General features: G+C 64.8%; 11 protein-coding genes. 7 read left to right on the forward strand and 4 right to left on the reverse strand.

What is annotated here, in order from left to right:
* A partial coding sequence (locus MOV74_RS17305) for a biotin carboxylase N-terminal domain-containing protein (RefSeq protein ID WP_246924748.1) occupies positions 1–180 on the reverse strand: 180 nt, incomplete at its 3' end.
* A 168-nt stretch (positions 181–348) separates the two neighbouring features.
* Positions 349–1,452 carry a putative zinc-binding metallopeptidase gene (locus tag MOV74_RS17310; protein ID WP_246924750.1) on the reverse strand — a complete coding sequence of 368 codons (1,104 nt, stop codon included), beginning with the start codon at positions 1,450–1,452 and terminating at the stop codon, positions 349–351.
* Positions 1,453–1,673: 221 nt separating this feature from the next.
* On the opposite strand from MOV74_RS17310, the gene MOV74_RS17315 reads away from it, so the two are divergent.
* The 4 genes from MOV74_RS17315 (at position 1,674) to MOV74_RS17330 (ending at position 7,246) form a co-directional block, all read left to right on the forward strand.
* Positions 1,674–4,151, forward strand: a complete 2,478-nt coding sequence (locus MOV74_RS17315) for a PAS domain-containing sensor histidine kinase (RefSeq protein ID WP_246924752.1) — start codon at positions 1,674–1,676, stop codon at positions 4,149–4,151.
* Positions 4,152–4,363: 212 nt separating this feature from the next.
* Positions 4,364–5,635 (forward strand): MFS transporter, encoded by a 1,272-nt coding sequence (locus MOV74_RS17320; RefSeq protein WP_246924754.1) that lies wholly within the window; start codon positions 4,364–4,366, stop codon positions 5,633–5,635.
* A gap of 26 nt (positions 5,636–5,661) precedes the next feature.
* Positions 5,662–6,912, forward strand: a complete 1,251-nt coding sequence (locus MOV74_RS17325) for an arsenic transporter (RefSeq protein ID WP_246924756.1) — start codon at positions 5,662–5,664, stop codon at positions 6,910–6,912.
* Positions 6,913–7,009: 97 nt separating this feature from the next.
* Entirely contained in the window at positions 7,010–7,246 is a 237-nt protein-coding gene (locus tag MOV74_RS17330) for a hypothetical protein (protein WP_246924759.1), read from the forward strand.
* A 52-nt stretch (positions 7,247–7,298) separates the two neighbouring features.
* Here the strand turns inward: MOV74_RS17330 and MOV74_RS17335 are convergent, their stop codons facing one another.
* Together MOV74_RS17335 and MOV74_RS17340 are read right to left on the reverse strand one after the other, a co-directional pair.
* A complete protein-coding gene (locus MOV74_RS17335) occupies positions 7,299–8,663 on the reverse strand; it encodes an MFS transporter (protein WP_246924762.1) in 1,365 nt (454 codons plus the stop codon).
* A gap of 115 nt (positions 8,664–8,778) precedes the next feature.
* Complete coding sequence (locus MOV74_RS17340) at positions 8,779–9,546, reverse strand: GntR family transcriptional regulator (protein WP_246924765.1); 768 nt, start codon at positions 9,544–9,546, stop codon at positions 8,779–8,781.
* A gap of 181 nt (positions 9,547–9,727) precedes the next feature.
* Between MOV74_RS17340 and MOV74_RS17345 the strand changes: the two genes are divergently transcribed.
* The 3 genes from MOV74_RS17345 to MOV74_RS17355 form a co-directional block, all read left to right on the forward strand.
* Positions 9,728–10,927, forward strand: coding sequence for a mandelate racemase/muconate lactonizing enzyme family protein (locus tag MOV74_RS17345; RefSeq protein ID WP_246924769.1), 1,200 nt, complete (start codon positions 9,728–9,730; stop codon positions 10,925–10,927).
* An 11-nt stretch (positions 10,928–10,938) separates the two neighbouring features.
* On the forward strand, positions 10,939–11,706 hold the full coding sequence (locus MOV74_RS17350) for an SDR family oxidoreductase (RefSeq protein WP_246924772.1): 768 nt from the start codon (positions 10,939–10,941) through the stop codon (positions 11,704–11,706).
* Between the two features lie 23 nt (positions 11,707–11,729).
* Positions 11,730–12,218, forward strand: a 489-nt coding sequence (locus MOV74_RS17355; protein ID WP_246924775.1) for an alcohol dehydrogenase catalytic domain-containing protein, incomplete at its 3' end; no start/stop codon positions are given.

The raw sequence follows: 12,218 nt of genomic DNA on the forward strand, positions 1-12,218 counted from the left end.
ATAGCTCTCGGCTGCCGCGGGCGGGCCTATCAACACGGCCTCGTCGGCCATCTCGACATGGAGGGCGTCGCGATCTGCCTCGGAATAGACCGCAACCGTCTGAATTCCCATGCGGCGAGCGGTCTTGATGACCCGGCAGGCGATTTCGCCGCGATTGGCGATCAGGATGCGTTTGAACATGCTTTTTTTGAGTCTCGACCTTGGGCGGGACCCTTCCCCTGGCCGTTGGGGCCTATGGGGGACGGGCCGTGTGGCTCCCGTCGTACATCAAAATGGGCCGGAGGCAACGGTCTAAATCCGGCCCGCTCTGGCGTACCAGCGCAAGACCGAAACGGGCTCGGCAAGCCCTTAGGGACGTCCTGCGGCGTCCCGGGCCTTCCTGGCCTTGGCCACGTCCCGCAACAGAGCGTGAATGAAGTCCAGTTTGGCGACCACCGCCTGCGACAGGATGAACGGATAGAGGTCGCGCATGCCCATGGCGCGGTTGACGCTGTTCATGGCGAAGGTGAAGGGCAGCCATGCGTCGACCAGCGTCTGGACGCCCGGTGCCTCGTAGGGGTTGAACCGGAGCCGCGTCGACAACTCTCCGTCACGATCGACCCGCGGCCGCACCTCCATACCGAACTCGGAGGCCATCTCCAGGGTATCGACGATGTGGAGGTAGTGCGCCCAGGTCTCGGCGAAATCCTCCCAAGGGTGCGTCGTGGCGTAGGCCGAGACATAGCTCTGCTGCCAGTCCGGCGGCGCGCCTTCGGCATAATGGCGCTGCAAGGCCTGGCCGTAATCGGCCGAATCGTCGCCGAAGACGGCGCGGCATGCGTCGAGCTTGCCACCCTCGCGGACCAGCACATCCCAGAAATAGTGCCCGACCTCGTGGCGGAAATGCCCGAGCAGCGTCCGATAGGGCTCGCCCATCTCCAGCCTGCGCCGCTCGCGCTCGATGCCGTCGGTTTCGGTGAGCGCGATCGTGATCAGGCCATTGTCGTGGCCGGTCATGATCCTCTGTCCGCTGTTCGGATCGTCGGCGAGGAAGTTGAAGATCAGGCCGTGCTCGGGATTGTCCTGCCGGTTCTGGAGCGGCAGCTTCCAGCGGATCAGGGAATAGAACAGCCGGTGTTTCGCCACCTCCAGCTCGCGCCAGCCGGCGAGCTGAGCCGGATCGGAGAGATCAGGCACCATGCCGTTGTGACGGCAGGCGCGACAATATCCGTTGGTATCGCCCGGATCCGTCAGCCAGTTGCAGGCATCGTACTCGGCATTGCGGCAGAGCATCCGTCCCCTGCCCTTGTCGGCCAGCGTCGTCCAAGACGCCGCCTGAGCCTCGCCGTCCGGCTCGAGCGCCGACATCGTCTCCTTCTCCGGGAGGAAGGCGACGCGGTGACCGCAACGTCCGCAGGCGCGGTTCTCGAAATAGAGGACGTTGCCGCAGGACTGGCAGACAAAGAGCTTCAAGATTTAGCCTCTTCGAAAACGGAGTTTTATGAATGAGCGTTGTGGCGCCTCGCGAAGACGCGTCCGCAGACACATCGTTCCAATCTTCGGAACAAATAGCCAGCCCCACCGTTAGCCGACCGGACTTTTCCGCGTTCAGGCTGGCCGCGGGCCTTTCCGACAATCTGCCCCCTCTAAGCAATGGCCATCACGCTCCGTCTGTGTGAATATCGGTCCGGCACGTGCGCAACCGCATGACAACGGCCGATGCCTTGAACGATCCCTTGCCCGAAACCATCGCCGCCGAAAGGCTGCGCCAGCACCTCGAAGACGTCGCGCGTGAGCGCGACAACGCCTATCGCGCGCTCCAGGAGCGCGAGGCCGAGCTCGCACGCGTCCAGCGCATCGGCAAGGTCGGCGGCGTCGAGGTCGACTTTCGCGAAGGCTTCAAGAACCGCCGCTCGCCCGAATATCTGATGATTCATGGCCTGCCGCTCGAGGCCGCCGACGAGTCACATGAGGATTGGGTCAATCGCCTCCATCCTGAGGATCGGGAAGCGACGGTCCAGCATTTCTTCGAGGCTCTCGCCGGCACGAGCGAAGATTACACCGCCGAATACCGCATCATCCGTCCCAATGACGGCGAGACCCGCTGGATCCGAGTCGTCGCCCAGATCGAGCGCGACAAGGACGGCCGCGCCATCCGCCTCGTCGGCGCCCATATCGACATCACCGGCCAGATGCTGGCGCGCGAGACCCTGCGCGAGAGCGAGGAGCGCTTCCGGCTGATCGCCGACAGCGCGCCGGTGCCGATCTGGGTGACCAAGCTCGATCGCAAACGGTCCTTCGCCAACCAGGCCTATGTCGACTTCGTCGGCCTGCCCTATGATCAGGCCATCGACTTCGACTGGCGCAAGGTGCTGCATCCGGACGACCTGCCGCACGTGCTCCAGCAATCCGTCCAGGGCGAAGCGTCACTCAAACCCTTCGTGCTGGAAGCGCGTTACAAGAACGCCAGCGGCGAATGGCGCTGGCTGCGCTCGGAATCGCAGCCACGCTGGGACCCGACCGGCAAGCATATCGGCTTCATCGGCGTTGCCCACGACATCACCGTCGCCAAGCAGGCCGAGATCGAGCTCAGGCGGCTCAACGAGACGCTGGAAGAACGCATCGCCGAACGCACCGCCGAGCTCGAATTCAACGAGGCGCGGCTGCGCGCGATCCTGGAAACCAGCAACCAGTATCAAGGCTTGGTCAATCTCAAGGGCGAGCTGCTCTACGCCAACAGAACCGCACTCGACGGCATCAAGGCGAGCTCTGCAGATGTGATCGGAAAGCCGTTGTGGGAGACGCCCTGGTTCAGCGCGACGGAGGGCATGAGCGCGCAGGTGCAGGACGCCTTCCACACCGTGCTCAGGGGCGAAGCTGTGCGGCTTGAGATGCGGCTGCGCCTTCCCGTCGGCGAGCGCGATTTCGACTTCGGCATGCGCCCCGTGCTCGACCGCCACGGCAACATCACCGGCGCCGTGCCCGAGGCCGTCGACATCACCGAGCGCCGCCGCGGCGAGGAAGCATTGCGGCAGTCGCAGAAGATGGAGGCGATCGGCCAGCTCACCGGGGGCGTCGCGCACGATTTCAACAATCTCCTCACCATCATCCGCTCGGCCACCGACTTCCTGCGCCGGCGCGAGCTGCCGGAAGAGCGCCGCCGCCGCTATGTCGACGCCATCTCCGAGACGGTCGAGCGCGCCTCCAAGCTGACCGCACAGCTTCTGGCGTTCGCGCGCCGGCAGCCGCTGAAACCCCAGATCTTCAACGTCGGCAGCCAGGTCGAGGGCGTCGCGCAACTGATCCGGCCGCTGGTCGGCGGCCGCATCGAGATCGTCGTCGAGATCGACGACGCCGATTGTTTCACCGTGGCCGACATCGCCCAGTTCGAGGCCGCGCTGATCAACCTCGCCATCAACGCACGCGACGCCATGGACGGCGAAGGCCGCCTTACCATCGCCGTGCGCAAGGTCTCTGGCATTCCGAGCCTGCGCGCGCAATGGGCGCGCGGCGGCGAATATGTCGCGATCTCGGTCACGGATACCGGCAGCGGCATCGCGCCGGATCATCTCGATTCGATCTTCGAGCCGTTCTTCACCACCAAGGAGGTCGGCAAGGGCACCGGTCTCGGTCTCAGCCAGGCCTTCGGATTCGCAAAGCAGTCCGAGGGCGACATCGCGGTGACGAGCAAGCAAGGCAAAGGCGCGACCTTCACCATCTATCTGCCGCAGGCGCAGAGCCCCGCCGCCGAGAAGGAAGCCGCGGCGCTGACCCTCGAGGCTGCGACCACCGGGCGCGGCTATCGCGTGCTCGTGGTCGAGGACAATGACGATGTCGGCCAGTTCACGACCGAGCTTCTGGAAGATCTCGGCTATGTCGTCCGCCGCGTCGCCAACGCCAGCGCGGCGCTGGCGATCCTCGGCGAGAACGAATTCGCGGTCGACCTCGTCTTCTCCGACGTCATCATGCCCGGCATGAACGGCGTCGAGCTCGCCGGCATCATCCGCGAGCGCTATCCGGGCCTGCCCGTGGTGCTCACCTCCGGCTACAGCAACGTGCTCGCCGAAAACGCCCATCGCGGGTTCGAGCTGATCCAGAAACCGTATTCGGTGGAATCGCTCTCGCGCATCCTGCGCAAGGCGATCACGGCGAAGCTGTCGCTGCCGCGGTGAGTGTTATGGGCGCAGGAAGCTGCCGCAAACTCCGTCATTGCGAGCGAAGGGAAGCAATCCAGAATCTTTCCGCACAAGCAGTCTGGATTGCTTCGTCGCTCCGGTCCTCGCAATGACGGCGCAATTGCCGCTGATGTGAAGTCTCAAGGGGGAACAAAGTGCCTTGAAATCGGTTCTTGCGGCGGTGCTTTCCAGCCTCGATCGAGAACCTGATGTCGAGCCAAGATCCCGATCAGAGGCGAGCCGGCCGCGCGCTGGACGCGGCCAATTTCTTCCTTGCCGACGTCCGTGACGGCCTCGGGCCCTATCTCGCGGTCTATCTTCTCACCGAGCAGCACTGGGATGAGGCGCGCATCGGCCTCGTGATGTCGGTCGCGACCATCGCCGGAATCGTGGCGCAGACGCCGGCCGGCGCCCTGGTCGATGCGACCCGGGCGAAGCGGCTCGTGATGGTGATTGCTGCGATCATGGTGACGCTGGCATCGCTGTCGCTGCCGTTGTTTCCGAGCTTCCTCCCCGTCGCGATCTCGCAAGGAATCGCGCAGGCCGCTGCCGTGATGTTTCCGCCCGCGATCGCAGCCGTCTCGCTCGGCATCTTCGGCCATGCCGCCTTCACCCGGCGGATCGGCCGCAATGAGACCTTCAACCACGCCGGCAATGCGGTCGCGGCCGCGCTGGCGGGTGTCTCCGCCTATTGGTTTGGCCCGACTGTCGTCTTCTTTCTCCTCGGCGCGATGGCGATCGCGAGCCTCCTCAGTATCCTCGCGATCCCTGCCCGCGCCATCGATCACGACCTGGCCCGCGGGCTGCATGATGCAGACGCCGATGCGCGGCGGGACACGCCGTCGGGCATCACCGTGCTTCTGACCTGCCGCCCCCTGCTCGTCTTTGCAATCTGCGTGCTGCTCTTCCATCTGTCCAACGCGGCAATGCTGCCGCTGGTCGGGCAAAAGCTGGCGCTTCAGGACAAGAACATGGGCACCAGCCTGATGTCGGCCTGCATCGTCGCCGCCCAGATCGTCATGGTGCCGTTCGCGATGCTGGTCGGTGCGAAGGCCGACCGCTGGGGCCACAAGCGCTTCTTTCTCGCCGCGCTGCTGATCCTGCCTGTTCGCGCCGCCCTCTACACGCTCTCGGACAATCCGTTCTGGCTGGTCGGCGTGCAGTTGCTGGACGGTGTCGGCGCGGGCATATTCGGCGCAATCTTCCCGGTGATCGTCGCCGACCTCATGCGCAACACTGGCCGCTTCAACGTCGCGCAAGGCGCCGTCATCACCGCCCAGAGCATCGGTGCCGCGCTGTCGACGACTCTAGGGGGCTTCGTGGTGATCGGTGCGGGTTACAGCGCCGCGTTCATCAGCCTCGGCGCCGTCGCTGCGATCGGTGCCGTCATTTGCATTCGCGCGCTGCCCGAGACACGACATGGCGCCTCTCGCCCACAGGGGAAGACAGCGGCGTCGGCATCGGCTATCGCTGCCGAATGAACCCAACCCGTTTCGAGAACTGAACCGTGCCGTCTGACGCCATCTGGGCCTGGAGCATCGTCGTCGTCGCGACCGCTTGCGTCATCATCCGTCCGTTTCGCCTGCCGGAGGCGGTCTGGGCGGTGATCGGTGCGGGCGCCCTGGTGCTATCAGGCTTGCTGCCATGGCGGGACGCGCTCACCGGCATCGAAAAAGGCCTCGACGTCTACCTCTTCCTGATCGGCATGATGCTGATCGCCGAGCTGGCGCGGCTCGAGGGCCTTTTCGACTATCTCGCCGCGCTCGCGGTGGAATATGCTGACGGCTCGCCGCAACGGCTGTTCCTGCTGATCTATCTCGTCGGCACGTTCGTCACCGTGCTGCTCTCCAATGATGCCACCGCGATCGTGCTGACGCCGGCCGTCTATGCCGCGACGCGCGCGGCCGGCGCAAAACCGCTGCCTTATCTGTTCGTCTGCGCCTTCATCGCCAATACCGCAAGCTTCGTGCTGCCGATCTCCAACCCCGCCAATCTCGTCGTGTTCGGCGCCCGCATGCCCGAACTCACCGAATGGCTGCGCCTGTTCGCCCTGCCCTCGGCCGCCTCCATCCTGCTGACCTACATCGTGCTGCGCCTGACCCAGCACCGCGCGCTGAAGGAGGAGACGATTGCGCGTAGCGTGCCGCATCCCAAGCTCGGCCGCGGCGGCAAGCTGACGGCCATCGGCATCGTCGCGATCGGCGTCGTGCTGGTCACGGCGTCGGCGCTGGACAAGCAACTGGGCCTGCCGACCTTCATCTGCGGCGGCGTGACGGCCGCGATCGTGCTGCTGCTCAGCCGGCAATCGCCATTGCCGGTGCTGCGCGGCGTGTCCTGGAGCGTGCTGCCGCTGGTCGGCGGGCTCTTTGTCATGGTGGAAGCACTGATCAAGACCGGCGTGATCGCGCAGCTCAGCGCGCTGCTGCATCAGGCGGTGACGCAATCGGTCCCGCAGGCGGCCTGGAGCGTCGGCATCGCCACCGCCATCGCCACGAATATCGCCAACAACCTTCCCGTCGGCCTCGTCGCCGGCTCGGTCGCCGCCAGCGATCATCTGCCCGCCCCGGTCGTCAGCGCCATCCTGATTGGCGTCGACCTTGGCCCCAATCTGTCGGTGACCGGATCGCTTGCCACCATCCTCTGGCTGGTCGCACTCCGGCGGGAGAAGATCGAGGTCGGTGCCTGGCCGTTCCTCAAGCTCGGCCTGCTGGTGACCCCGCCGGCCCTGATCGCGGCGCTGGCGGCAGCGATCCGATAAACGCACGCTCTTTGCGGCGCATCAATGTCGCCGCCGGAGCCGGAGCTATACTTCAACTTGTCGCGCGGCCTCATGGGGCGCGGCAAGGAGATCCATCATGCAGATCCAGTCAAAGGCATTGCCGCAGAGCTTTTCCCTGCGCCGTTCGTTTCAGAGCTTCACCGCGCCGCGCCAGAGCCGGGCGGAAACATCCCACCCATTGCTCCTGGTCACGGCGGTGGCGCTGCTGACCCTGTTCGCGATCGTGGAGATCGATCTGCACAGCGCCCAACTCCAGGCGATTGGCCTGCTCGGCCATGGCGTCGGGATTGATCCCGTCTTCCTGAGCCCGTAGCCCCGTCGGGATCCGATCGCGGCGATGACGCCGCGACCGGACCCGCGCTTCGTCAGTCGTTCTCGTAGCCGTAGACTTCCGGCAGGATGAAGATCGCGGCGAGCAATCCGATCAGCGGGAAAATCGCGACCATCAGCGTGGCATTCGCCTGCCCGATCGCGGCGAAGACCGTCGGGAACAGGAAGATCGCCAGGAACGACGGCAGCTTCACGAACATGTAGGCGAAGCCGCTGGCGGTGCCGCGATATTTCGGCTTGGCGACCATGGTCGGGATCGTCATGCAGTTCGACGCGTCCCAATAATGGCCCCACAGCATCGCGGCGGCCGCGAACGGCAGCAGGATCTTGTTGTCGGTGTAGAGCGCGAAGGCCGCGACCAGCAGCGCGGCCAGCACGATCGAGAAGCCCGCGATCGAGATGCCGCGGTGGCCGATCTTCGGCGTCAGGAGCGGGCCGACCCAGCCCGACAGGGCCGCGAAGGAGAACAGCGCCATCGTCACCAGATTGATGCCGAGCACGCTCGACACGCCGACCATCACGAACAGGACCGGCAGATAGAACGCGAAGGTCGAGAATTCGCTGGCTTGCGCGAAGCAGGCGATCCAGCCGTACACCGTGGCGCGCCAGCGGATCGGATCCTTCCTGAGGTCGGCGAGGAAGGCGCGGGTCGAGACCTTCGGCACTTCCACGTCATGGTCCGGCAGCATCGCGAGATCGTCGTTGAACATCTCGCGCGCGACCTGCTTGGCCTCGCGGTAGCGCCCCTTCTGCACCAGCCAAACCGCCGTCTCAGGCACGTCGTGGCGCATGATCAGAATGATCAACGCCGGCAGCGCGCCGAGACCGAGCGTCACGCGCCAGAGCATCTCGTGCTGCATGTCGATCAGCAGGAAGATCACGATGACGCCGATGGTGAGGACTTCGCCGACGGCGAACATGAACTGCCAGCGGTTGCCCATGACCTCGCGCTCGCCCTTGGCCATGGATTCCATGATATAGGTGTAGCCGGTCGAGATGTCCGAGCCGAGCGGAATGCCGAGCAGGAAGCGGATCACGATGAGCCAGGTGACATCGGGCACGAAGGCCTGCGCCAGCGCCAGCACGATGAACATCACCATCGTCACCAGGAACATGACGCGGCGGCCGATCTTGTCCGACAGCCAGCCACCGAGCAATGCGCCGATCATCGCGCCGCCTTGCGTACCCGCGGCGGCAAGGCCGAGCATCAGCGGATCGGGATTATACTGCTCCTTGATGAAGATCAGCACGAAGGCGATCGAATAGAGGTCCCAGGCTTCGACCAGGATCGAGGCCATCATCAGCCAGCCGACCTTGTTGCCCTTGGGGCTGTAATTCGTGATGAGGTAGCGGACCGCGGATTCGCTCGCGGTCGGTTGTGGCATCGCCATCGTTGACATGTCTGGTCCTCTCTTCAAAACTTTCAAAGCCGGAAAAGTGCGCAGCGGTTTTCCGAAAAGATCATGCTCAAACAAGCTAAAGCACGATGACGGTTCATCCTGATCCCATCGCGCTTTACGCGCCGAGCAGCGGCTCGATGCTGCAATCGAGCAGGCGCGGGTCGATTCCCACCTCCATGCCCGTGAACATCTCGCCCATGTAGTCGATCAGTGCATCGCTCGCCTTCACGCCGTCATCGACGCGGCGGTTGGCAACTGCGTTGAGAATGGCGAGATGGCGATCGATCGTGCCAGACAGATCGGCCTGCCCCGGCATGAAGCGGTGGTGGATGTAGCCGATGCGCCGGTACAGCGTGTGCAGCGGCCGCAGCGTGTGCACCAGGAACGGCTCGCCGGCCGCCTCCAGCACCAGCGCGTCGATGCGGCGATCGATGCTGTTGAATTCGTCGAGCGTCAGGCTGGCGCGGCGCTCGCGCAGGAGGCGCTCGATGTGCAGTGCCTGATTGCGATGCGAGAGGCTGGCGCGATCGGCCGCGAGGCGGATCACGAAGCGCTCCATGTCGCGGCGCAAGGCCAGCAGCATGCGCTCGCGCGCCAGATCGATCGGCGCGATGTGCAGACCGTGGCGCGGACGGATGATGATGAGCGTATCGGCGGAGAGACGATTGACGGCGTGGTGCACCGGCGTACGGCCGAAGCCGGTCATCTCCTGCAATTCCAGCATGGTCATGAACTGACCGGGCTTGAGCTCGCAATGGACCAGGAGCTCCTCGATCTTCTGATAGGCCAGCTCGAAGAAGTTGAGGCGGTTGCGCCGGGAGGGCCTGCCCTCGCCGTCGTCGTCGCTTCTCACCACCTCGAGCGTGCGCTTGCGCCGTGCCATGTCGTCCTCCCGTCAGCCCCGCGTTCTCGCCTCGCCGGGCGACGCCTTGTTTGTGATATCCTTAAAACATGTTGTGATATATTACAAGCGGGCGTAAAACGGCCTCAGGTCCCGCCGGCAATGGCGGCGCAGAAATGACAAACAAAGCGGGCGCTATGGACCCGACGGGAGGATTGCTGCCGTGAAGATCACGTCGATCGAAACCCTTCGCACCGAGGAGTTCTCCAACGTCATCTGGGTGCGCGTCCATACCGACACTGGTGTGATCGGGCTCGGTGAGACCTTCTATGGCGCGGGCGCGGTCGAAGCGCAGATCCACGACACCTTTGCCGGCCGCCTGCTCGGCCGCAATCCCCTGCACATCGAGGCCATCCACCGCGACATGCTGAACCTGCCGATGGCGCAGTCATCCACCGGCGTGGAATATCGCGCGGCCTCCGCGATCGACATCGCGCTGTGGGACCTGTTCGGCAAGGTCTGCGGCCAGCCGGTGCACCAGATGCTCGGCGGCCTCTGCCGCGACAAGCAGCGCATCTACAACACTTGCGCCGGCACGCAATATGTCCGCTCGACCAATATCAGCCCGGTCGCGAACTGGAATCTCGGCGCCTCCAAAGGACCCTACGAGGATCTCGACGGCTTCATGCACCGCGCCGACGCGCTGGCCGAGAGCCTTCTGGAAAGCGGCATCTCCGCGATGAAGATCTGGCCGTTCGATCCGGCGGCCCAGGAGAACAAGGGCCTCTACATCACCGCAGCCCAGATGAAGCAGGCGATCGAGCCGTTCGAGAAGATCCGCAAAGCGGTCGGCGACAAGATGGAGATCATGGTCGAGCTCCATTCGCTGTGGAATCTGCCCACCGCCAAGCAGATCGCGCGCGCGCTCGAGCCCTACAAACCGACCTGGTACGAGGACCCGATCCGGATGAACTCGCCGCAGGCGCTCGCCGAATATGCGCGCTCGACCGACGTCTGGGTCTGCGCCAGCGAGACGCTGGGCTCGCGCTTCCCCTACAAGGACATGCTCGACCGCGACGCCATGCACGTGGTGATGGCCGACCTGTGCTGGACTGGCGGCCTCACGGAAGGGCGCAAGATCGCGGCGATGGCTGAGACCTATCACCGGCCCTTCGCGCCGCACGATTGCATCGGCCCGATCGGGTTCATCGCGGCCATCCACATGTCGTTCAGCCAGCCCAACACGCTGATCCAGGAATCGGTGCGCGCGTTCTACAAAGGCTGGTACAACGAGCTCGTCACCACGATGCCCGTGATCAAGGACGGTTTTGTCTATCCGATGGAAGGACCCGGCCTTGGCGTCGACCTCCTGCCCGCTGTCTTCGACCGCACCGATCTGAGCGTACGCCGCTCCAACTCTTAAGGATTCTTGCGATGAGCACGTCCCTCTTCGATCTCTCCGGCCGCACCGCGCTCGTGACCGGCTCCTCCCGCGGTCTCGGCCGCGCCATCGCCGAGGGCATGGCCAAGGCCGGCGCGAAGATCATCGTCAACGGCGTCGACCCCAAGCGAGTCGAGCAGGCTGTCGCAGAGTTTCGGGCCGCCGGCCACCAGGCCGAGGGCGCCGCCTTCAACGTCACCGACGAGCCCGCCATCGTCGCCGCCTTCAATGATTTCGACAAAAAGGGCATTGCCGTCGACATCGTCGTCAACAATGCCGGCATCCAGCATCGCAAGCCGCTGGTGGAGTTCACCACCGACGAGTGGCGCAAGGTGATCGAGACCAACCTCACCAGCGCCTTCGTGATCGGCCGCGAGGCGGCCAAGCGCATGATCCCGCGCAAGCACGGCAAGATCATCAATATCGGCTCGCTCGGCAGCGAGCTCGCCCGCCCCACCATCGCGCCCTACACGGCGGCCAAGGGCGGCATCAAGAACCTGACCCGCTCGATGGCGGTGGAATGGGCCCAGCACGGCATCCAGGCCAATGCGATCGGCCCCGGCTACATGCTGACCGACATGAACGAGGCGCTGGTCAACAACACCGATTTCAACAATTGGCTGATGGGCCGTATCCCGTCCAAGCGCTGGGGCAGGCCGGACGAGCTGGTGGGCGCCGCGATCTTCCTCGCCTCGGACGCTTCCACTTACGTCAACGGCCAGATCATCTATGTCGATGGCGGCATGATCGCCGCGATGTGATCGCGAACAAGGGAACAGCAGCCATGCGCGCCGTCGTCATCCACGCCCCGAAAGACCTGCGGATCGACCTCTATCCCGATCCGGCACCCGGCCCGGGCGAGGTCCGCGTCAAGATCGCCAACGGCGGCATCTGCGGCTCCGACCTGCACTACTATCATCACGGCGGTTTCGGCGTCGTGCGCATCCAGCAGCCGATGGCGCTGGGGCACGAGATCGCCGGCGTTGTCGCCGCCGTCGGTGACGGCGTCACCAACGTGACGACAGGCACGCGCGTTGCGGTCAATCCGAGCAAGCCGTGCGGGGCGTGCCTGCACTGCCAGGAGGGCATGCGCAACCAGTGCCTCGACATGCGCTTCCTCGGTAGCGCGATGCGCTTTCCCCACGTGCAAGGTGGTTTCCGCGAGTTCATCACGGTCGACGCCACGCAGGCCGTGCCGATCGCGGACAAGCTCTCGCTGGCGGAAGCCGCGGTCGCCGAGCCGCTGGCGGTGTGCCTGCATGCCGGCAAGCAG

The organism is Bradyrhizobium sp. SHOUNA76, assembly GCF_023006445.1.
GTDB lineage: Bacteria > Pseudomonadota > Alphaproteobacteria > Rhizobiales > Xanthobacteraceae > Bradyrhizobium.

Bases quoted from the DNA above. Each gene is read 5' to 3' on its own strand.
- MOV74_RS17320 (WP_246924754.1), top strand. From the start codon at position 4,364: ATGTCGAGCCAAGATCCCGATCAGAGGCGAGCCGGCCGCGCGCTGGAC.
- MOV74_RS17330 (WP_246924759.1), top strand. From the start codon at position 7,010: ATGCAGATCCAGTCAAAGGCATTGCCGCAGAGCTTTTCCCTGCGCCGT.
- MOV74_RS17335 (WP_246924762.1), bottom strand. From the start codon at position 8,663: ATGTCAACGATGGCGATGCCACAACCGACCGCGAGCGAATCCGCGGTC.
- MOV74_RS17340 (WP_246924765.1), bottom strand. From the start codon at position 9,546: ATGGCACGGCGCAAGCGCACGCTCGAGGTGGTGAGAAGCGACGACGAC.
- MOV74_RS17350 (WP_246924772.1), top strand. From the start codon at position 10,939: ATGAGCACGTCCCTCTTCGATCTCTCCGGCCGCACCGCGCTCGTGACC.